Here is a 25,938-nt window from a genome sequence, read left to right as displayed (position 1 = left end):
GGGAGTGCACCGGCGCGTTCGGTACGTATTCGATCGTCACGAGTGCGTCACCGGGGAGCGATTGGCCGGTTTCCGGTCCAGTCCATTGGGGCATCCACACGATGGCGTGGGGTGAAGGAGGTCTCGGGGGTGGCGTTGGTGGTGGCACGGGAGGTGCCCACGTCGTCGAGCATGGCCGTGCCCCATGGCCCTGCGGGCGTGGGGGAAGCGAGGCACCGGATGCGCGATCAGCTGCGTGTCGGCGGAGTGTCCGAGTCGGTCATCGACGATGCCGTATTGATCCTGTCCGAGTTGCTCAGCAACGCGTGCCGGCACGGCAGGCCGCTGGGCCGGGGAATGGTCGGCGACGGTGACGTGCGAGCGGCGTGGCACGTCGACAAGACGGGCCGGCTGACGGTCGAGGTGACGGACGGCGGCGGCCCGACCCGCCCGATTCCGGCCACGCCGTCCGTCACGGCGCACGGCGGCCGCGGGCTCAACATCATCTCGGCGCTCGCCGACACCTGGGGGGTACGCGACGACGTGCACGGCGAGGTCACCGTCTGGGTCGTCGTCCAAGCGGGACACCGCTCCGAGGATTTCGCTACGCGCGTCGCCGCCCCGTCGGCGGCCGCGCTGACCGACCTGGCCTTCGCCGACCCCTTCGACGACCTGGACTGAACCGCTCCGAGCGCCCCCGTCCACGGGACCGAGCGGCTCCGGAAGCCTCCGTCGGGCAGAGCGGACCGTGCTCCTCGACAGCCCCCTCAGGGGACCCCGTCCAGGTGAATCCCGGCGCGCCCCGCGCCAGCGGCTAGGCTCGCGCCCGTACGCAAGAGAGCAAGAGAGCCGCAGCCGGGAGACACCCAAGATGGCCAAGAAGCGCCCCCAGACCAAGGGCAAGCAGCAGCCGCAGCTCAAGGGCGGAGGCAACGAGAGCTATCCGGCCGTCGGCGCCCGTGAACCCTGCCCCTGCGGTTCGGGCCGCCGCTACAAGGCCTGTCACGGCCGGGCCGCCGCACAGGCGGTGGCCGAGCTGGTGCAGCGCCCCTTCGAGGGCCTGCCGGGCGAGTGCGACTGGGTCGCGCTGCGCGAGCTGGTGCCCGCCGCCACCGTGGAGCTGACGCTCAAGGACGGCCTCCCCGAGGGCGTCCCGTCGGTCACGCTGGCCACCGTGCTGCCGATGGCGTGGCCCGCGCTGCGCCGGGACGACGGTTCGGTCCTGCTCGGGCTGCAGAACGACACCTCGTCCGGCGACATCAGCCGCGACCTGGCGGACACCCTGCGCCGCGCCCTGGAGGCCGAGCCGGGCACGCCGGTGCAGGGCCGCCGCGCGCCCGCCGACGGGCCGCGCATGCAGGACGTGCTCGCACCCGACGCGCCGTTCGAGCCGGTGGTGCACGCCGGTTTCGAGTTCTGGGTGCCGGACCCGGACAACGCGTCCCCGGAGGTCGCCGCCTCCCTGGAGCGGGCCAACGCCGCCGCCATCCCGACCGCGAAGCTCTCGGGCGTGGACGCCGCGTACTGGTGCGAGACGCCGGAGAAGAACCACCTGCGCTGGGTCATGCCGCACCCCGAGGAGCAGCTCCTGGACGCGCTGGCCCGACTGCACGCGGCCGGCACGTCGAGCCTCGGCGAGGGCACCCGGCTCGTGGGGTCCTTCCGCGCGCACGGGGTGATCGTGCCGGTGTGGGACCTGCCGAGCGGTGTCGGCGCCGACGACGTCGAGAAGCCGGCGGCCGAGTTCGCCGAGCGGCTCGCGGCGGCGCTCGACTCCGACGCTCCGCTGACCCCGGACGAGCGCCGGGCGCGCGGTGGCCTCACCAACCGTCAGGTCACGCTCAGCTGACCCGGTCGGGCCCGCGCGCTGCTGACCCACCAGTCAGTCGGTCGGGGAGCGTGACTCCTGTCACAACTCCCCGTCATCGCAGGTAAATCCCTGTCCGGATAACCGAGATCGAATTTGCCAGGAGCCGATCTCTTGTTACCGTTCAGATAGCCCGGTTGCTGGTGCATCCCCCGTCGCCAGCAACCGGGCCCTTCCATGTCCGGGATCGGTCAAGGGCTCAACTTCCCTGCGGAGACGCGGAGTTGCTTCCCGACCGCAGCAGCAGCGCGCCGGACTCCCCCGCGGCGAACTCCGCCACCGCCGAGTATGCCGCCGCCCTGCCCGCCGTCCGTTCCCGCGGCGTCTCGCACGCTCCCGGCTCGTCCCCGGCGCCCACGGCACAGTGCGTCTGCACGGTGCGCCCGCGCGGGCCCATCGCGGTCAGTACGGCGGTCAGGTCGTCGCCGGTCGCGTTGCGGTAGTACGTACGGGCCCAGGTGTCGTGACCCTGGGTGAGGACACAGGTCTGGGCCTCGATGCCGTCGGGGGAGGAGAGTTCGGGACCGCACGTCTTCGCCGGACCGGCCGGGGCCTTCGCCGGGTCGGCCGGCGCCTTCGCGGGGTCGGCCGCGGGGGGCGACTTCGCGTCACCGTCGCCGACCGGCCCGGCGAACGCGCCGGAGAGCGGCAGGAGAACCGTGACGGTCGCGACGCCCAGGAGCACGATCAGGCGGGGTTGCATGGGCCGAACATAACGACAGTCGGCGCGCGGCCCGTTCGCCGCGCGCCCATTTCCCCTACAACTCGGGTGCGCTCACACCCGTACGAGTGAGGGCGTCGACCACGGCGTCCACGACCGCCTCCACGTCGGGCACCCAGGGGGCGGCCGAACCGGGCAGCGGGGCACGCTCCCAGCGGACCGGCCCCTGACCCGTCCCCGAGGGAGGCAGCGCCAGATAACCGCCCTCGCCGTGGAAGCGCAGGGAGCCGGGGACGTAGTCCTTCGCGTAGAGCAACTCGCCCAACTGGGCCATGGAGTAGGGCGCGACCAACAGATAGATGCGGCTCTCGGTGGCGACGACGGGGCCGAGCCTGATGCCCGCCTCGTCGAGCGCGGCCAGCGCGCGAGCGCCCGCGCCGACGGGGAGGCTGACGGCGCACGGCGCGGCGCCTCCGGTGGCGAGCACGATGGGGGCGCCCGGGCGGTTGGTCCACCACCAGCGCACCATGCGCTCGTCGGTGGTCGCGGCGAGCAGCCCGGGGTCGAGGGGGTGGGCGCCGGGCACCACGCAGTCGGGGTCCGGGCAGGCGCACCGGCCGCCGTCCCGACGGTCGAGGCCGACGCCTGGCAGTACGGGCCACCGCCAGAGGGTGGCGAAGGTCAGGGCCGCGCCGAGCTGTCCGGTACTCCGGCCGGGCTTCCTTCCGATTCGCCAGGACAGGAGCCTGCGTCGCCTTCCGAGGATCTCGCGCATGAGCGCTCGTTCCTTTCCGTTGCACGCCGGCGTTTGACGCCGGGGAGACTGCGGGCCACATCACACCATGTGTGGATCTCTACACCATGTGTGGATCACTTCGCTGTACGTACGAGCTGGCACATCCGACCCCAGCCTGCGGCATGGGGAACCACTCTGAACCGAGCGTTGACGTGGCGTGGGGTGGCGGCGCCTGGCGTTTGCCGTCACGCGATATTGCTTGCCGCCTCCCCCACGGGAGGATGGGGCACGGTCGTCGTGCGTTAAGACGCCCGGGTCCTGCGCGAGGTTCCGGACGGTCCCCAACTGCCCCTGGTCATCACTGAGTACGTACCCAGCCCGACCGCTGCAACGCTCTACCGAACAACGCCAGTCGACCCTAATATGCCTTAACCCGGCGCGTTTTTCAGCCAAGTTCTCAAGATCGTTAACTCTGCTCAGAATGCACACGGACACCAGGAATCCCAGCAGGACAATGCTGGACATCCCCTTACCAGGGCGTGTACATCTGGAGACATTGCTAGCGGCGCATAATGACATGGGGGTTTGCGATGCTATCGAGCATTACGCACCGGCCGGAAAGCCGTCAGCCATGAACGCCCCGCACCTCCCGAAAGTGGCCGGAATCGATTCAACAGTTCCGCCACCAGCCCACACTGTCGCGCCCGCCGCACCCACCACACCCGCCCCGGTGGACCCTCCCGCCCCCGGCGCCCCCTGCGCCGTGCTCCAGGACCGCCTCGCGGGCTGGGTCTCCGACCTCACCACGCTGCACGAACTCACCGAACGGCTCGCCCGCACGCGGACCCTCGACGAGGCCGTGCCGGAGCTGTTGCGGGCCGGCGCGGCCCTCGTCGGCGCCCGGCGGGGCCTGGCCGTCCTGGAGCCCGGCGACGGACTCGGCCCCGACACCACGACCGGCCTCGGCCTCACCCGCGCCGAGCTGGGGCACATCGAGACGGTGCCGCGCGGCGCCACCTCCTACGGCCAGATCCTGGACGCCCCGGCGAGCGAAGGCCCCACCCCCGGCCCCCGCCCCGAGATCGTCCGGCCCGACCTCCTCGCGGACGAGGGCCTGGACCCCCGCCACCGCGAGGTCGCCGTCCGCCTCGGCTACGCCGCCAGCTACGCCCTGCCCCTGGCCACCGAGGGGGCGGGCCTGATCGGCGCCGCCGTCTGGCTGTACGACGAGCCCGCCGAGCCGACCGAGCGCAGGCGCCACCTGGCGGGGCTCTACGCCGGCTACGCCACCGAACACCTCGGCCGACTGCTCGAACTGGACCGGGCCCGCACCACCACCGCCACCCTGCGCGAGGAGCTCATGCCCGCGCGGCTGCCCCGGGTCGCCGGGGTGCAGCTCGCCGCCCGGCAGCGCACCGGGCCGCGTGGCGGCGGCGACTGGCACGACGCGCTGCCGCTGCCGGACGCCGCGCTCGGCCTCGCCGTCGGTTCGGTCACCGGTTCCGGGCCGAGCGCCGTGGCCGCGATGGGGCGGCTGCGTGCTTCCTTGCGGGCGTACGCCGTGATGGAGGGCGAGGACCCCGTCGCCGTACTCTCCGATCTGGAGCTGCTGCTGCGGCTCACCGAACCCGCGCGGTCCGCCACCGCCCTCTTCGCCTACTGCGAGCCCGCCCTGCGCAAGGTCGTCCTCGCGGGCGCGGGCCACAGCCCGCCGCTGATCATCGGTGAGCGGCGCACGGAGTTCGTGGAGACCTCGCTGTCCGCGCCGCTCGGGATGCTCGCCTGCTGGGAGGCGCCGAGCGTGGAGATCTCCCCCGAGCCCGGAGAAACGGTGCTTCTCTACACGGACGGGCTGCTGCACCGCACCGGGGACGCGATGGACCGGGCGTTCGCCCGGCTGCACGCGGCGGCGGCCGGGGTGCCCAAGGCCCTCAGGGACGACCCGGGCGCGATCGCCGACCACGTGCTGCACACGGTCCTCCCCGACGGCCTCGACACGGTGGACAGCGAGGAGGACGTGGTGCTCCTGGCGGCCCGTTTCGCGTGAGGCCACGGCCACGCGCTGTAAGTGGTCCAACGGCCCTGTGCCCCCTTCCGTACGCCCGTACGATGGAGGGTGGCCCAGTGTCGTACCTAGGAGGCAGACCCGTGTCGGACGCCCTCAACCCGGCGGAACCCATCGCTGCAGACGCAGCGGGCCCGGACGAGACCGAAGAAGAGCCGATCAAGCAGCGCAAGAACGGCCTGTACCCGGGCGTTTCCGATGAGCTCGCCGAGAACATGAAGTCCGGCTGGGCCGACACCGAGCTGTACGAGCTGGAGCCGATCCCGCAGGCCGCGAACACCGCGGCCCGCCGCGCCGCGCTCTCCGCGCGCTTCCCGGGTGAGCGCCTGGTGATCCCCGCGGGCAATCTGAAGACCCGTTCGAACGACACCGAGTACGCCTTCCGCGCCTCCGTCGAGTACGCGTACCTCACGGGCAACCAGACCGAGGACGGCGTCCTCGTCATGGAGCCCACGAAGACGGGCCACGACGCGACGATCTACCTCCTGCCGCGCTCCGACCGCGAGAACGGCGAGTTCTGGCTGGACGGCCAGGGCGAGCTGTGGGTCGGCCGCCGCCACTCCCTGACCGAGGCCGAGAAGCTGTACGGCATCCCCGCCTCCGACGTGCGCGAGCTGGCCGGGGCGCTGCGCGAGGCCACCGGCCCGGTGCGGGTCGTACGCGGCCACGACGCCGGCATCGAGGCCGCGCTGACCGACAAGGTCACCGCCGAGCGCGACGAGGAGCTGCGCGTCTTCCTCTCCGAGGCCCGGCTGGTCAAGGACGAGTTCGAGATCGGCGAGCTGCAGAAGGCGTGCGACTCGACCGCGCGCGGCTTCGAGGACGTCGTGAAGATCCTCGACAAGGCCGAGGCGACGAGCGAGCGCTACATCGAGGGCACGTTCTTCCTGCGCGCCCGCGTCGAGGGCAACGACATCGGTTACGGCTCGATCTGCGCCGCCGGCCCGCACGCCACCACCCTGCACTGGGTGCGCAACGACGGCCCGGTGCGCTCCGGAGAGCTGCTCCTGCTCGACGCCGGCGTGGAGACGCACACGTACTACACCGCGGACATCACCCGCACGCTGCCGATCAACGGCCGCTTCGACGAGCTCCAGAAGAAGATCTACGACGCCGTGTACGAGGCCCAGGAGGCCGGCATCGCGGCGGTGAAGCCGGGCGCCAAGTACCGCGACTTCCACGACGCCTCGCAGCGCGTGCTCGCCGAGAAGCTGGTGGAGTGGGGCCTCGTCGAGGGCCCCGTGGAGCGCGTCCTGGAGCTGGGTCTCCAGCGCCGCTGGACCCTGCACGGCACCGGCCACATGCTCGGCATGGACGTGCACGACTGCGCCGCCGCGCGCCGCGAGTCGTACGTCGACGGCACGCTGGAGCCGGGCATGTGCCTGACCGTCGAGCCGGGCCTGTACTTCCAGGCGGACGACCTGACCGTGCCGGAGGAGTACCGCGGCATCGGTGTCCGGATCGAGGACGACATCCTCGTCACGGAGGACGGCAACAGGAACCTCTCGGACGCGCTGCCGCGGCGTTCCGACGAGGTCGAGGCGTGGATGGCGCGCCTCAAGGGCTGAGCCGGGCGAGAGCGATCCGTGCCGATGGCCGGGCACCGCGGGTCTCCGTGGGGTCCGGCCGTCGCCTTTGGGGCGCCGGCAGCGGGGGCAGGCGCGGCAGGGGCGGTCAGGCCGTCAGGAGGGCGGGCGCGCCCTCGCGCCACTTCAGCAGCTTGTCGAAACTGATCACCGCGCCGCCCCGGCCCGGCTTGTTGTCGAGGTGCACGTGGTCGGCGAGTTCCCTGATGATGCGAAGGCCCCGGCCGTGCTCGTCCGTCTCCGCGGCGGGCGGCCGGGGCGGCGGACAGCCGCGCGGCGATCCGGGGAAGCCGGGACCCGAGTCGGCCACCTCGATGCGGCACTTCTCGCCGTCCAGATAGGCCGTGACCCGGTACGCGCCGGCCGTCCCGCCGGCGGCGCTCGCACCGCCGTGCTCCACGGCGTTGGCGCAGGCCTCGCTGAGAGCGACCGACAGGTCGAAGGAGACGTCGGGATCCACGCCCGCGGTCTCCATCGTGCCGATCAGCAGGCGGCGGGCGAGCGGAACACTCGCAGCTTCGCGCCGCAAATGGAGAGACCACCAGATGCTCATGCTCCAGCCTCCTGGCTGCGGCTCGACATACCGATACGTATTGCCGCGGGGTCGCGTGAATAAGCGCTCTGCGGGCGTGATGCCGCCCATACGGCGGACGCGCGGCGTGCGCGGCTGGTGTAGGACGGCCACCCCTCGGCGGCTCGCGAACGGCCTCCCTGCCCGCTCACCGGGCGTCCCAGCACTCCCCCGCACCCCAGTACTTCCCTTCTGCCACGCGCGTACGCCCCGTCGGGCCTCCTGAAGGGACACAGGCGTGCCCATCGTCCGGAACGGGACCTTCCGGACCTGCCGTACGCCTCGGGTGTGCCCAGTGCGATGATGGCCCCGCCATGACTGCCCCCCGCCAGCGCCCGCCGCGTGACGGCGTCGATCTCCGGCTGCTCAGGGCCGCGATGTTCGCCGCGGTCTGTGTCGTGCTGTCCGCCGGGGGCCATGTGCTCGCCTCCTGCGCCGCCGTCCCGCTGTGGACGCTCGGCGCGGCCTTCGTCGCCGTCCTCGCGGTGGTGCTGCCGCTCGCCGGGCGGACGCGTTCGCTGCCCGGCATCGCGGCGCTCCTCGCGGCGGGTCAGCTCGGGCTGCACGCCCTGTTCGGCCTCGGCCAGCACGGCATGGCCGCCGCCGCGCCGACGGGCGGCGACGCCGCCTTGGTGGAGCGGGCCGCACGGCTGGTCTGCGGGGCCGGCGCCGCGACCATCACGCCCGCCGAGGCCCAGCGGATACTCAGCACCGCCGGGGTCATCCCGGGCGGCGGCGCCGCCCATTCGGCCGCGCACCACCACGGGTCCGCCGCGGCGGGCGCCATGGAATCGGCCGCCTCGGGCTCGATGGCGCCGACCGGATCGATGGACGCCATGGCGCTGCTGCCGTCGGCGCCGATGGTCGTCGCCCACCTCCTGGCGGCCCTCGCCGCCGGGTGGCTGCTGCGCCGCGGGGATCTCGCCCTGCTCCGGCTGCTCCGGCTCGCCCAAGGGGCGCAGGGGGTCGCCGAGGCGGCGCTCGTACGTTCTCTGCGCTCGGCCCTCACGCTCGTACGCGCCCTGCGGGCCGGTCTGCCCGGTGCGCCCGAGACGGCGGGACCGCCGGTTTCGCGTACCGCGCTGCTCGCGCCGCCGAAGCCGCGCACGGTCACCCTGGAGGACGCGGTCATCCGACGCGGTCCGCCGGCGGGCGTGCGCCACCTCGCGCTCGCTGCCTGACGCGACGCACTCCACCCGGGGGCACGCAGACGTGCCCCTTCCGGAGACGTATCCCTTTCGGACACGTACTCCACCAGAGGTACGGAGGGGTCGCTCGGCACGCACGCGCGCGTGCCGCCAACCGAGCCGCGCGCATCCCCCTCGTACTGAGTACAGGACGCCGGACCCCGGGCCGTCGGCCCGGGCCGCGAGCCGTCCCGTACTCCTCGCCCTGCCAGAAGTGGAGTGTTTCCTTCATGAAGATGTCCCGTGCCGCCGCCGTCGGCGCCGTCGCCGCGTCCGCCGCATCCGCCGTTCTCGTCCTGTCCGCACCCGCGTTCGCGCACGTCAGCGTCTCCCCGGAGGGTGAGGCCGCCAAGGGCGGCTACGCGACGGTCAACTTCAAGGTGCCGAACGAGATGGACGACGCCGCGACCACCAAGCTGGAGGTCTCCCTCCCCGGCGACCACCCGCTCGCCTCCGTGATGACGCAGGCCGTCCCGGGCTGGACCGTCAAGGTCACCAAGTCCAAGCTCGACAAGCCGCTGGAGATGCACGGCGAGAAGATCGACGAGGCCGTCACCAAGGTCACCTGGACCGCCGACGGCAAGGGCATCCAGCCCGGCTCGTTCCAGAAGTTCCCCCTCTCCATGGGCCAGCTGCCCGAGGACACCGACGAGCTGGTCTTCAAGGCCGTCCAGACGTACGACAACAAGGAAGTCGTCCGCTGGATCGAGCCGCAGCAAAAGGGCCAGGAGGAGCCGGAGCACCCCGCGCCCACCCTCCGGCTGACCGCCGCGTCCGACGACCACCACGGCGGCGGCGCCGCGAAGTCGGACGACAAGAGCGAGCAGGGCGGCACGAGCGAGAGCACCGCCGCGGAGTCCTCCGACAGCAGTGACACCACCGCCCGGGTCCTCGGTGTCGTCGGCATCGTCGTGGGCGCCGCGGGTGTCGCGTTCGGCGTCCTCGCCATGCGCCGCCGCGTCGCCGGCTGACCCTCCGCCGGCCATCCACACGGGGTGCGCCGCGGCGGCGAACGCCCGCCCCGGCGCACCCCGGCCCCTCACATCTGGGACATTTCCGTATGCGCACGAAGAGCTCCGAGAGCATCATGAGCAACAACCACAGCACCCCGAGCCGTGAGACCGGCGGGATCGTCGGCAGTAAGGGTGGGCGGAGGGCGCTCGCCGCCGTCGCCCTCCTGGCCGCGTCCGCGCTCACCCTGACCGCCTGCGGTGGCGACGGCGACAGCGAGGGCAGCAAGAAGCCCGTCGTCGACGTCTCCACCGGCGCCGACTCGGGCAAGGTGGCGACGGTCCTGGACAAGGAGTTCGAGAAGCCTGACCTCGTCCTGACCGACACCCACGGCAAGAAGTACGACCTGCGCGAGGAGACCAAGGGCAGGCCGACGCTGGTGTACTTCGGCTACACGCACTGCCCCGACATCTGCCCGCTGACGATGAACAACATCGCGGTCGCCAAGAAGGCCCTGCCCAAGGCCGAGCAGGACAAGCTGAAGGTCGTCTTCGTCACCACCGACCCCAAGCGCGACACCCCCGCCGAACTGGGCAAGTGGCTGAAGGGCGTGGACGGCGACTTCACCGGCCTGACCGGCGATTTCGCCACCATCCAGGCCGGTGCGCGCCGGCTCGGCATCAGCATCGAGCCGCCGAAGAAGGACAAGAACGGCAAGATCGTCTCGATGCACGGCACGAAGGTCATCGCCTTCTCGCCGAAGACCGACGGCGGATACGTCCTGTACGGCGAGGGCGCCACCGCCGCCGACTACACCAAGGACCTCCCCAAGCTCATCAAGGGAGAGACCCCGTGAACCACCGCACCACCCGCACCACCCTCCGCCCTCGCGCGCTCGCGGCCGGCGCCCTGGCGCTCACCGCGGCGCTCGCCCTCGCGGGGTGCGGCGACGGCTCGGGGTCGGGGTCCAAGGACTCCGCGGCCTCCTCGGCCGCCGCGAAGAAGCCCGACCTGCGGCTCGGCGGGGCGTACATCCCCGAGCCCACCATGGCCGACATGGCGGCCGGCTACTTCACGCTCACGAACAAGGGCGGCGCCGACAGGCTCACCTCCGTCACGAGCGACATCGCGGGCTCCATCACGCTGCACAGCACCGAGGGCGGCGCGATGAAGGAGCAGAAGTCCTTCGAGGTACCGGCGGGCGGCAAGCTCGAACTCGCCGGCGGCGGCAACCACCTGATGCTCGAAAACCTCAAGCGGAAGCTGAAGCGCGGCGAACGGGTCTCGCTGACCCTGCGCTTCCAGAAGTCCGACCCGATCACGATCGAGGTGCCGGTCAAGGAGGCCACGTACCGCCCCGGGCAGCACGAGGGCTCGAACGCCTCGCACGACACGCACATGACGCACACGTCGTACTCGACGCACTCGACGCACTCGTCGCACTCGTCGCACTCGTCGCACTGAGGACGGATCGCTGATGCAGACCAACGCTCCCCGCTTCTGGCGGCTTCTTCTCGTGCTCGTCGCCGCGACCGGCGCCTTCCTCGCCGGTGCCGCGCCGGCCTCCGCGCACGCCGCGCTGACCGGCAGCGACCCGAAGCGGGGAGCGGTGGTCGACAAGGCGCCCGCCCAGGTGAAGCTCACCTTCTCGGAGAAGGTCGCCATGTCGGACGGTTCGGTGCGGGTCCTCGACCCGGCCGGCAAGCGTGTCGACACCGGCAGGACCACCGATCTGGGTGCCAATACGTACGGCGTGAAACTGCGCCCCGGCCTGCCCGACGGCACCTTCACCGTCGCCTACCAGGTGGTCTCCGCCGACAGCCACCCGGTCGCCGGCGCCTTCACCTTCTCCATCGGCGCGCCCTCCCAGACCAAGGTCGCCCTGCCCGACCAGGAGGCGGGCGGCGGCCTCGTCGGGGTGCTCTACGACATCGCGCGCTACTTCTCCTACGCCGGGTTCATCCTGGTCGTGGGGGGCGCCGCCTTCGTACTCGGCTGCTGGCCGCGCGGCGCGGGCGCGCGGCCCGTCCAGCGGCTCGTGACCTACGGCTGGCTCACGCTGACCGGCGCCACGCTCGTCCTGCTCCTGCTGCGCGCCCCCTACACCAGCTCGGGCAAGCTCGCCGACGCCTTCGACATGGACGCGCTCGGCGACGTGCTCAACACCAAGACCGGCGCGGCCCTGGTCTCGCGGCTGCTGCTGCTCGCCGCCGCCGCGCTGTTCATCGCGGTGCTCTTCGGGGCGTACGACAAGCGCGAGGGCCCGAAGGAGAAGAAGGACCTCGCCTTCGGGCTCGCCATCGGCGGCACCGTCGTCGCCCTCGGCATCGCGGCGACCTGGGCGATGGCCGAGCACGCATCGACCGGCATCCAGGCGGGCATCGCGATGCCCGTCGACGTGCTGCACCTGCTGGCCGTCGCCGCCTGGCTCGGCGGGCTCGCCGCGCTCGTCGTCGCGCTGTACCGCACACCCTCGGTGGAGGCCGCGGCCGTGCGACGCTTCTCGCGCGTGGCGTTCGTGAGCGTCGTCGTCCTGGCCGCGACCGGGCTCTACCAGTCGTGGCGCCAGATCGGTTCGTGGTCGGCGCTGACCGGTACGGCGTACGGGCAGCTGCTCCTCGTCAAGGTCGGCCTGGTCGTCGTCCTGGTGGGTCTCGCCGCCGTCTCGCGGCGCTGGACCGGCCGCATCACCTCCGCGGCGGGCGGCGTCCCCTCGGGGAGGGGCGGCGTCGTGCCGCAGGCCGCGGCCGTCCCGGACGTCGAGCAGTGTGCCCAGAAGAAGCCGGCGGGCAAGCCCCGCAAGACGCCGGTCACCGTGCCGGCGTCCTCCGGGGCCGGTGGCCCGGAGGACTCGGAGCGCTCCGCCCAGCTCGCGCGCCAGCGCGCCGCCATGGCCGCCGCGCGCGAGAAGCGCGCCCGCGACGCCGACCCGCACCGCTCCGGACTGCGCCGCTCGGTGCTCACGGAGGCGGGCGTCGCCGTCGTCCTGCTGGCCGTCACGACGGTCCTGACGACCACCGAACCCGGCCGCACCGAGGAGGAGGCCGCCCAGGCCACCGCCGCGGCGGCCGCACAGCGCTCGGGCCCGCTCACGCTCGACGTGCCCTTCGACACCGGTGGCCAGGACGGCAGGGGCACCGTGCGCCTGGAACTGGACCCGGGCCGCACCGGCGGCAACGACCTGCACGTCTATGTGAAGCGGCCCAACGGCAGCGCCTTCGACGTCCCCGAGGTGAAGGTCTCCTTCACCCTGGAGGCGAAGGACGTCGGCCCGCTGCCCGTCACCCCGGACCACCTCGCCACCGGACACTGGAGTGCGAGCGGGGTGCAGATCCCCATGGCGGGCGACTGGAAGGTCGCGGTGACGGTGCGGACCTCCGACATCGACCAGGTCACCGTGAAGAAGAACGCGCAGATCGGCTGAAGTGACATGACGGACAACGGAATCTCGGCGGCATGACGGACAACGGCATTTCCAGACGACGGCTCCTCGGCACCGCCGGCGCGACCGGCCTCGCGCTCGGCGCCGCGGGCGGCGCGGTCGGGTACGCCGCGGCGCCCTCCTCCGACGCGGCGGGGGCAACCGGCGGAGCGCAGGCCGCCCTCGCCTCGCTGGGCGCGGACGAGGTGATGTTTCACGGGAAACATCAGCCCGGCATCACCACGCCCCTGCAGTCCCGCGGCCATCTCGTCGCCTTCGATCTGACGGCGGGCGCGGGCCGCAAGGAGGCGGCCGCCCTGCTGCGCCGCTGGTCGGCCGCGGCCGAGCGGCTGATGGCGGGCGAACCGCTCGGCGCCGAGGACACCGCGGTCGCCCGGGACGCGGGCCCCTCCGCGCTCTCCGTCACCTTCGGTTTCGGCGCCTCCTTCTTTTCCCGCACAGGCCTGAAGAAGGAGCGTCCGGCCGCTCTGGACCCCCTGCCCGACTTCTCCTCGGACCACCTCGACAAGGCGCGCAGCAACGGCGATCTGTGGGTGCAGATCGGCGCGAACGACCCGCTCGTCGCCTTCCACGCGCTGCGCGCGATCCAGCGGGAGTCGGCCGGGGCCGCACGCGTGCGCTGGCAGATGAACGGCTTCAACCGCTCGCCGGGCGCCACGGCACGGCCGATGACGGCCCGCAACCTCATGGGCCAGGTCGACGGCACGAACAATCCGAAGCCCTCGGAGAAGGACTTCGCCGAGCGGATCTTCGTGCCCGCCGACGGTGACCCGGCCTGGATGGCCGACGGTTCCTACGCCGTCGTACGCCGTATCCGGATGCTCCTCGACGACTGGGAGAAGCTCGGCCACAAGGCGCAGGAGGCGGTGATCGGGCGGCACAAGTCGGACGGCTCGCCGCTGACCGGCGGCACCGAGACGACCGAGCCGGACCTGGAGAAGACGGGCCCCGACGGCAAGGTCGTCATCCCGCTCAACGCGCACGCCCGCATCACGCGGCCCGACCAGAACGGCGGTGCCGCCATGCTGCGCAGGCCGTTCTCCTACCACGACGGCTTCGACGCGCACGGCGAGCCGGACGCGGGGCTGCTCTTCGTCTGCTGGCAGGCCGACCCGCTGCGCGGTTTCGTGCCGGTGCAGCGCAAGCTCGACCGGGGGGACGCCCTGTCGGACTTCATCCGCCACGAGGCCAGCGGACTCTTCGCGGTGCCGGGCGGGGCGGCGAAGGGCGAGTACGTGGGGCAGCGGCTGCTGGAGGGGTAGCGGCGGCACATGGGGCCGCTGCCGGGCGGGGGAGCGGTGGCCGGACGGGTCGCTGTCGTGGGGCTCCTGGGGCTCAGGTGAGGGCCGCGCCGCTTGGTGAGACACGGGAGCCGTGCCACGTCCGGCCCATTAGGGTGACGGTATGTCGGCGACGCGCTACACCTACCTCGGCCCCGAGGGCACCTTCACCGAGGCCGCCCTCCGTACGCTGCCCGAAGCGGCCGCCCGGGAACTCGTCCCGATGGTGTCCGTGCCGGCCGCGCTGGACGCGGTCCGCGGCGGCCAGGCCGCGGCGGCGCTCGTGCCGATCGAGAACTCCGTCGAGGGCGGTGTCACCACCACCGTCGACGAACTCGCCAAGGGCGAGCCCCTGATGATCTACCGCGAGGTGGTCCTGCCGATCACCTTCGCGCTGCTCGTGCGGCCCGGCACGGAGCTGACGGACATCAAGACGGTGACCGGCCACCCCGTGGCCCAGCCGCAGGTGCGCAACTGGCTGGCCGCCCACCTCCCGGACGCCCGGTGGGAGTCGGCGGCCTCGAACGCCGACGGGGCGCGGCTGGTCCAGGAGGGCCGCTTCGACGCCGCCTTCGCGGGCGAGTTCGCGGCGGCCACCTACGGCCTCGAACCGCTCGTCAGCGAGATCCACGACGCGGCGAACGCCGAGACCCGTTTCGTCCTGGTCGGCCGTCCGGCCCGCCCGGCCGCGCCGACCGGCGCCGACAAGACCTCCGTCGTCATCTGGCTGGGGGACGACCACCCGGGCGCGCTGCTCGAACTGCTCCAGGAGTTCGCCGTGCGCGGCGTCAACCTCATGCGGATCGAATCGCGCCCCACCGGCCAGGGCATCGGCAACTACTGCTTCTCCGTTGACGCCGAGGGGCACATCACGGACCGCCGGGTCGGCGAGGCGCTGATGGGCCTCAAGCGGATCTGCCCGCAGGTGCGCTTCCTCGGCTCCTATCCGCGGGCCGGGATGGCCTCGGCGGATGGACCGACCCTGCGGCCCGGGACGTCGGACGAGGAGTTCCTGGCGGCCTGGGACTGGCTGGCACGCTGCCAGGACGGTCGTTTCTAGCCACCGAAGGTCTTCGGCCCGCCGAAAGTGGTCCTTCGCTGTCCCGGTACCGGCTCCGCGCGCCATTCCTACCTGCAGATTTTCGTTGTCCACAGAAGTTATCCACAGGCTCGCATCTCGACCTGGGGACAAGTCGACAACGAAGCGCGACATGGTCGACAAATCGGTGCAGAGCGCCCGACCCCGTCCCCAGCCCCGCACGTCACCCCTCGTCCACTCTTTTCCATTGATCAACTCTTTGGAGCGAACCATTTCCACTCGAAAGTGGTGGAGAGTCGGATGGGGAAGAGATCCATTCGGTACGCCCACGGCTAACGGAACGACTTCTTCCGGCATCCACAGATCTTTCGCACACCCTGTGGATAACTCTTAGGAAGTAACCATTCCTGTGGACAACCGAAGCGGACGCCGGGCCCAAGTCCCGCTCCGCACAAGGAGTTCGAGTCAAGGGACCGAGCGCACTCTGCCCCGTTTCGGGGAGGGGCGCCCGTTTTATTGACCGGCCGCCGACGTTCGTACAGGAGGGGCTTTTTCGGCCGCTCCGACCGCGACGCCTCCGGTGATCTTTCGTCGGCATTGCCGCTGCCCCCGCCCTCGCGCCCCCGCGAATTCAGTCCGGCAAAACAGGCAAAAGCCCGCAAAAGCATATCGAGTCGTAGGCCGGAACCGCACAACGGTAGCCTGGAGGGGTGATTGACCTTCGCCTGCTCCGTGAGGACCCCGACCGTGTTCGCGCCTCCCAGCGCGCCCGTGGAGAGGACGTCGCGCTCGTCGACGCCCTGCTCTCCGCCGACGAGCGGCGCCGGTCGTCGGGCGTCCGCTTCGACGAGCTGCGCTCCGAGCAGAAGGCGCTCGGCAAGCTGATCCCCAAGGCTTCGCCCGAGGAGAAGCAGGAGCTCCTGAAGAAGGCCGGCGAGCTGTCCGCCGCCGTCAAGGCGGCCGACGCCGCCCAGGACGAGGCGGACGAGGAGACCAAGCGGCTCCTGCGCCAGCTGGGGAACATCGTCCACCCGGACGTCCCCATCGGCGGCGAGGAGGACTTCGTCGTCCTCGACCGCTTCGGCACCCCGCGCGACTTCGCCGCCGAGGGCTTCGAGCCGAAGGACCACCTGGAGCTCGGCGAGCTGCTCGGCGCGATCGACGTCGAGCGCGGCGCCAAGGTCTCCGGATCGCGCTTCTACTACCTCACCGGCGTCGGCGCCCTCCTGGAGCTGGCCCTGGTCAACGCCGCGATCGCCCAGGCGACCGAGGCCGGGTTCATCCCCATGCTGACCCCGTCGCTGGTGCGCCCGCGCGCGATGGAGGGCACGGGCTTCCTCGGCCAGGCCGCGGAGAACGTGTACCACCTGGAGAAGGACGACTACTACCTGGTCGGCACCTCCGAGGTCCCCCTCGCGGCGTACCACATGGACGAGATCCTGGACGCCGACAAGCTGCCCCTGCGGTACGCGGGCTTCTCGCCCTGCTACCGCCGCGAGGCCGGCACGTACGGCAAGGACACCCGCGGCATCTTCCGCGTCCACCAGTTCGACAAGGTCGAGATGTTCTCGTACGTCGACCCGGCCGACGCGGAGAACGAGCACAAGCGCCTCCTGGAGTGGGAGAAGCAGTGGCTGACCGGCCTCGGACTGCCCTTCCAGGTGATCGACGTGGCGACCGGTGACCTCGGTGCCTCGGCCTCGCGCAAGTTCGACTGCGAGGCGTGGATCCCCACCCAGGGCAAGTACCGCGAGCTGACCTCCGCCTCGAACTGCGACGGCTTCCAGGCCCGCCGCCTGTCCGTGCGCATGCGCGACGGCAAGAAGGTCCAGCCGCTCGCGACCCTGAACGGCACGCTGTGCGCCGTCCCGCGCACGATCGTGGCCCTCCTGGAGAACCACCAGCAGGCCGACGGCTCCGTGGTCGTGCCCGAGGTGCTGCGCCCGTACCTCGGGGGCCGAGAGATCCTGGAGCCCATCGCCAAGTGAGCCAGCCAGCTCCGGTCACCCCGTCCTTCCCGTACAAGCTGGTCGCCACCGACCTCGACGGGACGCTGCTGCGCCCCGACGGCACGGTCTCGGACCGCACGCGCGAGGCGCTCACCGCGGCCAGCGCGGCGGGCGCCGCGCACATCGTCGTCACCGGTCGGGCCGTGCCGTGGACCCGGCACATCCTCGACGACCTCGGATACGACGGCATAGCGGTGTGCGGACAGGGCGCGCAGGTCTACCACGCGGGCGAGCACCGGCTGCTCACCTCGGTGACGCTCGACCGGCAGCTGGCGGGCCTGGCCCTGGCGAAGATCGAGGCGGAGATCGGCCCGCTCGCCCTGGCCGCGAGCCGTGACGGCATCGCCGGCGAGGTCCTGGTCGGCCCGGGGTACGCGGTCCAGAGCGGGCTCCTGCCGAGCCTCCCCTTCACGGACGTCGCCGACCTGTGGGCCGCCCCGCTGAACAAGGTCTACATCCAGCACCCCGGCCTCGACGACGACGCCCTGACGGAGGTGGCGCGCCAGGTGGCGGGCGATCTGGTCGGCGTGACCATGGCGGGTGAAGGCGTCGTCGAACTGCTCCCGCTCGGCCTCTCCAAGGCCACCGGCCTGTCCCTGGCGGCCCGCCGCCTGGGCGCCAAGGCCGCCGACACGATCGCCTTCGGCGACATGCCGAACGACATCCCGATGTTCGGCTGGGCGGCCCACGGCGTGGCCATGGCCAACGCCCACGAGGAGCTGAAGGCGGTGGCGGACGAGGTGACGACCTCGAACGAGGCGGACGGCATCGCGGTGGTCCTGGAACGCCTGCTGGGCTAAGGCCTCCCTTTCGGATCAGGCCGGACGCCGCGAGCCCGGCAAGATCCGGAAGAGAGGCCCTGGGGCGCCGGGCGGCTGCGCGGGGCCTCGTGGCCCGGGGTTCCGCTTCTCGCGAGCGGGACCCCGACGGCTACTCCTCCCCGGCCAGCGTCAGCGACCGCAGCCGCTGACCCGCGTACCAGGTCGCGGCGACCGTGACGGCGACCAGCAGGACCGTCGCCGCCGGCAGGCCGATGTCGCTGGTGATCAGGTCCCCCTCACCGACCTTCTGGGCCACGGCCAGCGACCACTGCTGGACGCTGAGCGTGCGCGCCCCCGCGACCAGCGTCCCGAAGAGCGCCTCCCACACCAGGGCGTAGACGAGCCCGAGGATCACGGCATGCCGGGTGACCGTGCCGAGGAGCAGGAAGAGGGCGGCGTACGTGATGGAGGCGACCAGTGCCGCGATCGTGTACGCCACGGCGATCTGCTGACCGTTGCCGTTGAGGATCATCCCCGCGACGAAGGTGGGGATCGCGGAGAAGGCCATGGTCACGGCGATGGCGATGATCAACTTGGTGAAGATGATCGTGGGCCGCTTGACCGGCTTGGACAGCAGATAGACCACCGAGCCGTCGTCGATCTCGGGTCCGATGGCCCCCGTACCGGCGATGACACCGATGATCGGCACCATCGTGGCGAGCGCGAAACCGCCGAGGAGGTCGACGGCCACCTGGTCGTCGGCGCCGTTGAGCGCGCGCACCGCGACGGCGATGACGACCAGCAGGACGGGCAGGGCGAAGAGGATGAGTGCCCGGCGCCGGCCGAGCAGGGCACGGTAGGTGAGCCGGGCCACAGTGGGGTCGTACACGATGCTCCCTTTCAGGCCGCGACGAGGTAGGAGAAGACCGATTCGAGGGACTCGTCCGAGGGCGAGACCGTCAGGAGCCGGATGCCGTGGTCACGGGCGACACGCGGCAGCAGCGCCGTGAACCGGCCGAAGTCGACCGCCTGGACGCGCAACGCGCCCTCCTTGAGGTCCACTTCGATGCCCGCCGTCGACGGATCGGCGATCAAGGCGGCGGCCAGGGCGCGGTCGTCGCTGGAACGGATCAGATAGCGGTGGGGCCGGTCGGTCATCAGGCGGCGGATCTTGCGGAAGTCACCGCTCGCCGCGTGCCGGCCGGCGACGACCACCTCGATGTGCGAGGCCAGTTGCTCGACCTCTTCGAGGATGTGCGAGGAGAACAGGACCGTGCGGCCCTGGTCACCCATGGCGCGCAGGAGACCCATCAGCTGCATGCGCTGGCGCGGGTCCATGCCGTTGAACGGCTCGTCGAGCAGCAGCACGGACGGGTCGTGGACCAGGGCGGACGCCATCTTCACGCGCTGGCGCATGCCCTTGCTGTAGGTGGAGATCTTGCGGTCCTGCGCGTACTCCATCTCGACCGTCGCGAGCGCCTTCTGGGCGGCCCGCTCGTCCAGGCCGTGCAACTCGGCGTTGGCGACGACGAACTCGCGGCCGGTGAGGAAGTCGTACATCGCCTCACGCTCGGGGACGATGCCGATGTCCCGGTAGATCTGTTCGTTGCGCCAGATCGGCTTGCCGTCGAGCGTGACGCTGCCCGTGGAAGGGGCGAGGAAGCCGCCCATCATGTTGATGAGCGTCGACTTGCCCGCGCCATTGGGACCGAGGAGCCCGGTGACCCCCGGGCCGATGGTCATGGTGATGTCGTTGACGGCCACCACGTTGCCGAACCAGCGGGACGTGTGGTCGATGGTGATCGTGCTCATCAGAGGCCGACCTTTCGGTAGCGGCGCATCATGGCGCCGTAGCAGCCCGCGATGAGGCCGAGGACGACGACTACGTAGACGGTGCCGATGCCCGTCGAGGGGGCCTGTCCGCCGGGGAAGGCGGACGTCGCGCCGAGGAACGCGCTCTGCACGCCGTCGATGAGCGTGATCGGCGAGAACAGTCCCAGCCAGGCGATGGCTCCGGTGCTGCCCTGTTCGTAGGCGATGGCCTGGACCGTGGAGACCGCTCCGTAGCTGATGGTCATGACGGCGATGACGGCGGCGATGCCGAAGCCGCGCCGCGGTGTGACCGCGGAGATGACCAGTGCGATGCCGGAGAAGAGCAGGGACAGCAGTGTCACGGAGACCAGGCCCTGACCGAAGCCCTTCGTCTGGTCGGCGAAGTCGAGCTTGGCGAGCAGGGCTCCTACGTAGAGCACCAGCAGCGGCGCGGCCGTGAGGACGAAGAGGGCCGAGGACATCGCGGCGAACTTCGCGAGGACGTAGTCCCCGCGCTCGATGGGCCGCGAGAAGTAGAGCGGCACCGTCTTGAAGCGCAGGTCGCGGGAGACGGTCTGCGGGGCCTGGGCGGCCAGGAAGAGACTGATGACGGCCTGCAGGAAGATCGCGTAGCGCGTGTAGTCGACGGGGAGGTCCTTGGCCTTGGTGGTCACGGCGACCGCCACCATGATCGCCGCGGGTACGCACATCACCGCGAAGAGGATCATCGGCAGGACCTTGGACTTCGCGGAGCGCCCGAGGCCGTACGCGCCGCGCAGGCTCTGGGAGAAGAGCGAGCGACGGGCGTAGCCGCGGCCCAGGCGCGGGCCGTCGTAGTTCCGGTATCCGATGTTGTGGATCTGGGTGGACTCCGTGCTCATCGCGTCCGCCTCCTGTCTGCTGTGCCGGTGGCGGCCGCGGGCCGGGGCTGCTGGTCGGGGAGGGCGGCGCCCGCGCGCGCGGGGGCGGCCTCTTGGCGCGGCTCGTCCTTGAAGACCTCCGCGATGTGGTGCCTGCGCTGCTCCATGCGGACCAGGCCGAGGCCGAGGCCGGCGACGAGGTCCCGTACGAGGTCGTACGTCTCCTCGCCCTCGGCGGTGAGCAGGATCGTGTGCCCCGCGCCGGGCAGTTCGCCGCCGGCCTCCGTGCCGATGCCGCGCCCGCGCAGCGCGTCGCGCAGTGCCCGGGTGCCGTCGGGGTGTTCGTCGGTGTCCGTGACCTCGACGGCCAGGGTCGTGGTGATCTGGGTGAAGTCGGTGGTGGAGCTGGAGCGCAGCAGCTTGCCGCCGTCGATGACGACGACGTGGTCGCAGGTGCGTTCCAGCTCGCCGAGGAGGTGCGAGGTGACGAGGACCGAGATGCCGAAGTCGGTGTGGACACGGCGGATCAGGCCGAGCATCTCGTCGCGCCCGACCGGGTCGAGACCGTTGGTGGGCTCGTCCAGGAAGACCAGTCGCGGGTCGTGGACGAGTGCCTGGGCGAGCTTGACGCGCTGTTTCATGCCCGTCGAATAGCCGCCGATGGGGCGGTACCGCTCCTCGTAGAGCCCGACGTGGCGCAGGGTGTCCGCGGTGCGCTCGCGGGCCGCGGTGGGTGGCAGGCCGGACATGCGCGCCATGTGGACGACGAACTCGGTGGCCGAGACGTCGGGCGGCAGGCAGTCGTGCTCCGGCATGTACCCGACGCGCTCGCGGATCTGGCCGCCGCTGGTGGCGACGTCGAGACCGAGCACGGCGGCGCGGCCCTCCGTGGCGGGGGACAGACCCAGCAGGATCTTGATCAGTGTGGACTTGCCGGCTCCGTTGGCCCCGACGAGTCCGGTCACACCGGGCCCGATGTCCATGGAGAGCCGGTCAAGCGCGGTCACCCTGGGGAACCGCTTGCTCAGGCTTTCGGTCGCGATCACAGTCACGCTTCGAAGGTAGTGGCGCAGGCCACACGCGTCGTCAGACCACGGGCCTGGCCCGCCGTCAACCTGGAGTATTACGGGCCCGTAGGGGTCGTCCGGAGGTCGACCCCTGGGGGATCTCCCGGACCTGTCCCGCGGGGTCGGACGGAACTATTGACGCAGCCGCCGCTCATTGTCACATTCGTCAGTGTCAAGTTACGACCGCGTACGGCGACGGGCCGGACACGGGTGGACCGGACTCGGGACGGACGGTGGCATGACCTCAGCAGTTGCAGGCGAACTCCCGGCGGAACTGCGGGGGTTCAGGGAAGTGCAGGCCCTGGCGTATGAATGCGCCGAGGCGGTCGCGGCCCAGCTCCGGCCGGGGGTGACGGAGCGCGAGGCCGCCCGGATGCAGCGCGAGTGGCTGCGGGAGCGGGGCGTGCGGGACTGGTTCCATCTGCCCTTCGCCTGGTTCGGCGACCGCACGGCGTTCACGGACTTCCGGATACCGCTGCAGTTCTTCCCCACCCACCGCGAGCTGGAGCCGGGGATGCCGTTCATCCTCGACATGGCCCCGGTGTACAAGGGCTTCACGGCCGACATCGGGTACTCCGGCTGTCTGGGCCTCAATCCCGTCCACGACAAGCTGCTGGCCGATCTGGAGGCGCACCGCGAGCTGATCCTGCGGGAGGTCCGCGAGCGCCGCCCGCTGCGCGAGATCTACGAGGACGTGGACCGGCTCATGGTCCGCCAGGGGTATGCCAACCGCCATCGCGCCTATCCCTTCGGAGTCATCGCGCACAAGGTCGACCGGGTCAAGGAGCGCCGCCTGTCCCCGCACCTCTTCGGGTTCGGCACCCAGTCGCTCAAGGGCCTGGCGAGCGACCTGCTCCACGGCCACCGCGAGGGCTGGTCCCCGCTGTGGTCGCCCTACAAGTTCTCCGACCACCCGCCCCGGGCGGGGTTCTGGGCGGTCGAACCGCACCTCGGGTTCAGGGGTACGGGCGCGAAGTTCGAGGAGATCCTCGTCGTCACCGACTCCAGGGATCCCGAACAGAGCGCCTTCTGGCTGGACGACGATCTGCCGCATGTGCGGCGCTGGGCCGAGGAGAGGGCCGCCGTATGACGACCGGAGCGGGCAGCGGGAAAGGCACCGACACGATGCAGGACGCGCGCGAGCGCTGGGTGCGCACGGGCGGGATCGAGCTGTGCGTCGCCGAGCTGGGCGACCCCGAGCGGCCCACGGTCCTGCTCGTGCACGGCTATCCGGATTCCAAGGAGGTGTGGACCGAGGTCGCCGAGCGCCTCGCCGGACGCTTCCACGTCGTGCTGTACGACGTGCGCGGCCACGGCAGGTCGACGGCCCCGCGGCCGTTGCGCGGCGGCTTCACCCTGGAGAAGCTGACCGACGATTTCGTCGCGGTCGTCGACGCGGTCAGCCCGGACCGCCCGGTGCATGTGGTCGGGCACGACTGGGGCTCGGTGCAGTCCTGGGAGTTCGTGACGGTCAAGCGGACCGAGGGGCGGATCGCGTCCTTCACCTCGATGTCCGGGCCCTCGCTCGACCACTTCGGGCACTGGATCAAGAAGCGGGTGGCACGGCCGACCCCGCGCCGGGTCGCCCAGCTGCTCGGCCAGGGCGCCAAGTCCTGGTACGTGTACATGCTGCACACGCCCGTCCTCCCCGAGCTGGCCTGGCGCGGACCACTGGGGAAGCGCTGGCCGAAGATCCTCCAGCGCGTGGAGAAGCTCCCGGCCGGCGACTACCCGACGCCGTCGCTCCCCCAGGACGCCGTACACGGAGCCTGGCTCTACCGCGACAACATCCGCGCGCGGCTGCGCAGGCCCCGCGCCGACGCGTACGCGCACGCGCCGGTGCAGCTCATCACACCCTCCGGGGACGCCTTCCTGTCCGAGCGGCTCTACGACGACCTGGAGCAGTGGGCCCCGCGGCTGGTCCGCCGCACACTGCCGGCCAAGCACTGGGTGCCGCGCACGCGTCCGGACCAACTGGCGGCGTGGATCGCGGACTTCGCGACGGCCAACGAGGACGGGCTGCCCGGAAAGGACAGCACCGCCACGGGCAAGTACGCCGACCGGTTCAGTGACCGGCTGGTCCTGGTCACGGGCGCGGGAAGCGGCATCGGGCGGGCCACCGCCTTCGCCTTCGCCGAGGCGGGCGCACGCGTGGTGGCCGTCGACCGGGACGAGGAGAGCGCCGCCCGCACCGCGGAGCTGGCCCGTCTGATCGGAGCCCGTGAGGCCTGGGGCGAGACGGTCGACGTCTCCGACGAGCAGGCCATGGAGAAGCTCGCCGAGAAGGTCGCCAGGGAGTACGGCGTCGTGGACGTCCTGGTGAACAACGCGGGCATCGGCCTCTCCGGCTCCTTTCTCGACACCAGCGCCGAGGACTGGAAGAAGGTCCTCGACGTCAATCTGTGGGGCGTCATCCACGGCTGCCGTCTCTTCGGCAAGCAGATGGCCGAGCGCGGCCAAGGCGGCCACATCGTCAACACCGCCTCCGCGGCGGCCTACCAGCCGTCAAAGGCGCTGCCCGCCTACAGCACGTCCAAGGCGGCGGTCCTGATGCTCAGCGAATGCCTGCGCGCGGAGCTGGCGGGGCAGGACATCGGGGTCTCCGCGATATGCCCGGGCTTCGTCAACACGAACATCACGTCGACATCCCGCTTCGTCGGGGTGGACGCCGGCGAGGAGAAGCGCCGCCAAAAGCGCACCGCCCGGCTCTACGGCCTGCGCAACTACCCGCCGGAGAAGGTCGCCGACGCGATCCTGCGCGCCGTCGTCAAGAACCAGGCGGTCGTTCCGGTCACCCCCGAGGCCCGCGGCGCCCACCTCATGTCGCGTTTCACCCCGAGGGCCCTGCGCGCGATAGCGCGACTGGAGCCGCCACTGTGAGCCGGTGGGGCTGGGGGCGGCCTATTTGATCCGGCACGATCCCCCAGCTGCCGGGCCGCTCGCGGTACTCCCTGGCGGAGGGCGGCCCTCGGCTGGAGAGGGCGCGGAGGTGGTCGGCGGGGGGGGCAGAGGCGACCGGGGCGGTCTCCGAAGATTCAGGCGGGCACCGCCCGGCACGACGCAGTACGAAGGACGGTCAGCGTGGAGTACCGCATCGAGGATCTGGCGCACCACAGCGGCGCGACGGTGCGCACGATCCGTGCCTATCAGGACCGCGGGCTGCTGCCCCGCCCGGAGCGGCGCGGCCGGGCCAACGTGTACGGGGAAGGGCATCTGGCCCGGCTTCGGCAGATAGCCGACCTGCTCGACCGCGGGTACACCCTGGCGTCCATAAAGGAACTGCTGGAGGCCTGGGACACCGGGCGGGGCCTGGGCGGGGTGCTCGGTCTGGCCGCGGAGGTCGACGGACCCTGGACGGACGAGAAGGCCGACCGGATCACCCGCGCGGAGCTGGAGGCGGCGTTCGGTGGCGTCCAGGACGAGGCGGCGGTGGCCGACGCGGTCGCCCTCGGGGTGCTCGAACCGGTGCCGGGCAGCGAGGACGAGTTCTTGGTGCCGAGCCCTCAAGAGCTGGCTGTGGCGGTGGAGTTGCACGCGGCGGGCGTTCCGTTGTCGGCGATATCGGGCCATTTGCGGGAGTTGAGGGGGCAGGTCGAGTACATAGCCTCCCGTTTCCTGGAGTTCACCACGGAGCATGTCTTCGCCCGATATCTCGGACCGCATCCGCCGACGGAGTCGGACGCCGCCGAGGCCGCCTCTCTCGTGCGCCGCCTTCGTCCACTGGCCCAGCAATCCGTCGACGCCGAACTCGCCCGCGCCATGCGTCTGTTCGCCGTCCGGCACTTGCGCCGACATCTCGACCCGGAGCGTCCTGTGGCGGGTGCGGAGGAGCCGCAGCCGGTGCCGCTGCCCGCCGCGACAATGCGGGCTGTGCGGGCGCTCGTTGGCGAAAGCAATGCCGCGGCGTTCGTCGCGGCGGCCGCTGAACGGGAGGTCGCCGCACGGACGTTGGACGCATTGGCGACAACTGACCCAAATAGGGGCAATATTGACGAAACGCCTTAGTGCGCACGCCCGTTGTCCACAGAACCGTCAACTTTCCTGTGGATAAGCGGACTTGCTTGT

The 25,938-nt window shown here is 71.5% G+C and carries 23 protein-coding genes; 16 read left to right on the top strand and 7 right to left on the bottom strand.

The features are described 5' to 3' along the window. Positions 1–42 precede the first annotated feature (42 nt). Positions 43–660 carry an ATP-binding protein gene (locus tag ACZ5GP_RS14510; protein WP_468751158.1) on the top strand — a complete coding sequence of 206 codons (618 nt, stop codon included), beginning with the start codon at positions 43–45 and terminating at the stop codon, positions 658–660. 190 nt (positions 661–850) lie between these two features. Then, positions 851–1,828, top strand: coding sequence for a DUF5926 family protein (locus ACZ5GP_RS14505; RefSeq protein ID WP_468751157.1), 978 nt, complete (start codon positions 851–853; stop codon positions 1,826–1,828). Positions 1,829–2,045: 217 nt separating this feature from the next. Here ACZ5GP_RS14505 and ACZ5GP_RS14500 read toward each other — a convergent pair whose 3' ends face one another. Next, on the bottom strand, positions 2,046–2,549 hold the full coding sequence (locus ACZ5GP_RS14500; protein WP_468751156.1) for a hypothetical protein: 504 nt from the start codon (positions 2,547–2,549) through the stop codon (positions 2,046–2,048). 55 nt (positions 2,550–2,604) lie between these two features. Next, the gene (locus tag ACZ5GP_RS14495; RefSeq protein ID WP_468751155.1) at positions 2,605–3,282 is read right to left on the bottom strand and encodes a bifunctional DNA primase/polymerase; all 678 of its coding nucleotides are present in this window, start codon (positions 3,280–3,282) and stop codon (positions 2,605–2,607) included. 475 nt (positions 3,283–3,757) lie between these two features. Between ACZ5GP_RS14495 and ACZ5GP_RS14490 the strand changes: the two genes are divergently transcribed. Together ACZ5GP_RS14490 and ACZ5GP_RS14485 are read left to right on the top strand one after the other, a co-directional pair. After that, positions 3,758–5,290, top strand: coding sequence for a PP2C family protein-serine/threonine phosphatase (locus ACZ5GP_RS14490; RefSeq protein WP_468751154.1), 1,533 nt, complete (start codon positions 3,758–3,760; stop codon positions 5,288–5,290). A 62-nt stretch (positions 5,291–5,352) separates the two neighbouring features. Continuing rightward, positions 5,353–6,876 carry an aminopeptidase P family protein gene (locus ACZ5GP_RS14485; protein WP_468751153.1) on the top strand — a complete coding sequence of 508 codons (1,524 nt, stop codon included), beginning with the start codon at positions 5,353–5,355 and terminating at the stop codon, positions 6,874–6,876. Between the two features lie 106 nt (positions 6,877–6,982). On the opposite strand, the gene ACZ5GP_RS14480 is transcribed toward ACZ5GP_RS14485, so the two are convergent. Further along, positions 6,983–7,447 (bottom strand): ATP-binding protein, encoded by a 465-nt coding sequence (locus ACZ5GP_RS14480; protein ID WP_468751152.1) that lies wholly within the window; start codon positions 7,445–7,447, stop codon positions 6,983–6,985. Positions 7,448–7,779: 332 nt separating this feature from the next. Here ACZ5GP_RS14480 and ACZ5GP_RS14475 point away from each other — a divergent pair, with 332 nt between their 5' ends. The 9 genes from ACZ5GP_RS14475 (at position 7,780) to ACZ5GP_RS14435 (ending at position 18,173) form a co-directional block, all read left to right on the top strand. Next, positions 7,780–8,646 (top strand): hypothetical protein, encoded by an 867-nt coding sequence (locus tag ACZ5GP_RS14475; protein WP_468751151.1) that lies wholly within the window; start codon positions 7,780–7,782, stop codon positions 8,644–8,646. Between the two features lie 236 nt (positions 8,647–8,882). Beyond that, on the top strand, positions 8,883–9,623 hold the full coding sequence (locus ACZ5GP_RS14470) for a YcnI family copper-binding membrane protein (RefSeq protein ID WP_468751150.1): 741 nt from the start codon (positions 8,883–8,885) through the stop codon (positions 9,621–9,623). An 89-nt stretch (positions 9,624–9,712) separates the two neighbouring features. Beyond that, entirely contained in the window at positions 9,713–10,459 is a 747-nt protein-coding gene (locus ACZ5GP_RS14465) for an SCO family protein (RefSeq protein ID WP_468751149.1), read from the top strand. After that, positions 10,456–11,067, top strand: coding sequence for a copper chaperone PCu(A)C (locus tag ACZ5GP_RS14460; protein WP_468751148.1), 612 nt, complete (start codon positions 10,456–10,458; stop codon positions 11,065–11,067). Before ACZ5GP_RS14465 ends, ACZ5GP_RS14460 begins: the two co-directional genes overlap by 4 nt. Positions 11,068–11,080: 13 nt before the next feature. Beyond that, on the top strand, positions 11,081–13,027 hold the full coding sequence (locus ACZ5GP_RS14455; RefSeq protein ID WP_468751147.1) for a copper resistance CopC/CopD family protein: 1,947 nt from the start codon (positions 11,081–11,083) through the stop codon (positions 13,025–13,027). A 32-nt stretch (positions 13,028–13,059) separates the two neighbouring features. Continuing rightward, positions 13,060–14,307, top strand: coding sequence for an iron uptake transporter deferrochelatase/peroxidase subunit (gene efeB / locus ACZ5GP_RS14450; protein ID WP_468751146.1), 1,248 nt, complete (start codon positions 13,060–13,062; stop codon positions 14,305–14,307). Positions 14,308–14,449: 142 nt separating this feature from the next. Further along, positions 14,450–15,385, top strand: coding sequence for a prephenate dehydratase (gene pheA, locus ACZ5GP_RS14445; protein ID WP_468751145.1), 936 nt, complete (start codon positions 14,450–14,452; stop codon positions 15,383–15,385). A 689-nt stretch (positions 15,386–16,074) separates the two neighbouring features. After that, positions 16,075–17,352 carry a serine--tRNA ligase gene (serS, locus tag ACZ5GP_RS14440; RefSeq protein ID WP_468751144.1) on the top strand — a complete coding sequence of 426 codons (1,278 nt, stop codon included), beginning with the start codon at positions 16,075–16,077 and terminating at the stop codon, positions 17,350–17,352. After that, entirely contained in the window at positions 17,349–18,173 is an 825-nt protein-coding gene (locus tag ACZ5GP_RS14435; RefSeq protein ID WP_468751143.1) for an HAD family hydrolase, read from the top strand. The genes serS and ACZ5GP_RS14435 overlap by 4 nt, the downstream gene beginning before the upstream one ends. Positions 18,174–18,303: 130 nt before the next feature. Here the strand turns inward: ACZ5GP_RS14435 and ACZ5GP_RS14430 are convergent, their stop codons facing one another. The 4 genes from ACZ5GP_RS14430 to ACZ5GP_RS14415 are packed head-to-tail and all read right to left on the bottom strand — an operon-like array spanning position 18,304 to position 21,852. Next, positions 18,304–19,023, bottom strand: a complete 720-nt coding sequence (locus ACZ5GP_RS14430) for an ABC transporter permease (RefSeq protein WP_468751142.1) — start codon at positions 19,021–19,023, stop codon at positions 18,304–18,306. 11 nt (positions 19,024–19,034) lie between these two features. Further along, entirely contained in the window at positions 19,035–19,946 is a 912-nt protein-coding gene (locus ACZ5GP_RS14425) for an ABC transporter ATP-binding protein (RefSeq protein WP_468751141.1), read from the bottom strand. Then, entirely contained in the window at positions 19,946–20,827 is an 882-nt protein-coding gene (locus tag ACZ5GP_RS14420) for an ABC transporter permease (protein ID WP_468751140.1), read from the bottom strand. The genes ACZ5GP_RS14425 and ACZ5GP_RS14420 overlap by 1 nt, the downstream gene beginning before the upstream one ends. Then, the gene (locus ACZ5GP_RS14415; protein WP_468751282.1) at positions 20,824–21,852 is read right to left on the bottom strand and encodes an ABC transporter ATP-binding protein; all 1,029 of its coding nucleotides are present in this window, start codon (positions 21,850–21,852) and stop codon (positions 20,824–20,826) included. The genes ACZ5GP_RS14420 and ACZ5GP_RS14415 overlap by 4 nt, the downstream gene beginning before the upstream one ends. A 259-nt stretch (positions 21,853–22,111) precedes the next feature. Between ACZ5GP_RS14415 and ACZ5GP_RS14410 the strand changes: the two genes are divergently transcribed. The 3 genes from ACZ5GP_RS14410 to ACZ5GP_RS14400 all read left to right on the top strand — a co-directional run bounded on the left by ACZ5GP_RS14410 (position 22,112) and on the right by ACZ5GP_RS14400 (position 25,878). Next, positions 22,112–22,963 carry a M24 family metallopeptidase gene (locus ACZ5GP_RS14410; RefSeq protein WP_468751139.1) on the top strand — a complete coding sequence of 284 codons (852 nt, stop codon included), beginning with the start codon at positions 22,112–22,114 and terminating at the stop codon, positions 22,961–22,963. Beyond that, entirely contained in the window at positions 22,960–24,753 is a 1,794-nt protein-coding gene (locus tag ACZ5GP_RS14405) for an SDR family oxidoreductase (protein WP_468751138.1), read from the top strand. The genes ACZ5GP_RS14410 and ACZ5GP_RS14405 overlap by 4 nt, the downstream gene beginning before the upstream one ends. Positions 24,754–24,954: 201 nt before the next feature. Continuing rightward, positions 24,955–25,878, top strand: coding sequence for a MerR family transcriptional regulator (locus tag ACZ5GP_RS14400; protein ID WP_468751137.1), 924 nt, complete (start codon positions 24,955–24,957; stop codon positions 25,876–25,878). Positions 25,879–25,938 lie beyond the last annotated feature (60 nt).

Source organism: Streptomyces sp. NPDC031466, assembly GCF_055581265.1.
Note: the sequence above shows the minus strand (reverse complement) of the source record. Positions and strands in the feature narration are given on the sequence as shown.

Bases quoted from the DNA above. Each gene is read 5' to 3' on its own strand.
- ACZ5GP_RS14505 (WP_468751157.1), top strand. From the start codon at position 851: ATGGCCAAGAAGCGCCCCCAGACCAAGGGCAAGCAGCAGCCGCAGCTC.
- ACZ5GP_RS14500 (WP_468751156.1), bottom strand. From the start codon at position 2,549: ATGCAACCCCGCCTGATCGTGCTCCTGGGCGTCGCGACCGTCACGGTT.
- ACZ5GP_RS14495 (WP_468751155.1), bottom strand. From the start codon at position 3,282: ATGCGCGAGATCCTCGGAAGGCGACGCAGGCTCCTGTCCTGGCGAATC.
- ACZ5GP_RS14490 (WP_468751154.1), top strand. From the start codon at position 3,758: ATGCTGGACATCCCCTTACCAGGGCGTGTACATCTGGAGACATTGCTA.
- ACZ5GP_RS14485 (WP_468751153.1), top strand. From the start codon at position 5,353: ATGGAGGGTGGCCCAGTGTCGTACCTAGGAGGCAGACCCGTGTCGGAC.
- ACZ5GP_RS14480 (WP_468751152.1), bottom strand. From the start codon at position 7,447: ATGAGCATCTGGTGGTCTCTCCATTTGCGGCGCGAAGCTGCGAGTGTT.
- ACZ5GP_RS14475 (WP_468751151.1), top strand. From the start codon at position 7,780: ATGACTGCCCCCCGCCAGCGCCCGCCGCGTGACGGCGTCGATCTCCGG.
- ACZ5GP_RS14470 (WP_468751150.1), top strand. From the start codon at position 8,883: ATGAAGATGTCCCGTGCCGCCGCCGTCGGCGCCGTCGCCGCGTCCGCC.
- ACZ5GP_RS14465 (WP_468751149.1), top strand. From the start codon at position 9,713: ATGCGCACGAAGAGCTCCGAGAGCATCATGAGCAACAACCACAGCACC.
- ACZ5GP_RS14455 (WP_468751147.1), top strand. From the start codon at position 11,081: ATGCAGACCAACGCTCCCCGCTTCTGGCGGCTTCTTCTCGTGCTCGTC.
- efeB (WP_468751146.1), top strand. From the start codon at position 13,060: ATGACGGACAACGGCATTTCCAGACGACGGCTCCTCGGCACCGCCGGC.
- pheA (WP_468751145.1), top strand. From the start codon at position 14,450: ATGTCGGCGACGCGCTACACCTACCTCGGCCCCGAGGGCACCTTCACC.
- ACZ5GP_RS14425 (WP_468751141.1), bottom strand. From the start codon at position 19,946: ATGAGCACGATCACCATCGACCACACGTCCCGCTGGTTCGGCAACGTG.
- ACZ5GP_RS14420 (WP_468751140.1), bottom strand. From the start codon at position 20,827: ATGAGCACGGAGTCCACCCAGATCCACAACATCGGATACCGGAACTAC.
- ACZ5GP_RS14410 (WP_468751139.1), top strand. From the start codon at position 22,112: ATGACCTCAGCAGTTGCAGGCGAACTCCCGGCGGAACTGCGGGGGTTC.
- ACZ5GP_RS14405 (WP_468751138.1), top strand. From the start codon at position 22,960: ATGACGACCGGAGCGGGCAGCGGGAAAGGCACCGACACGATGCAGGAC.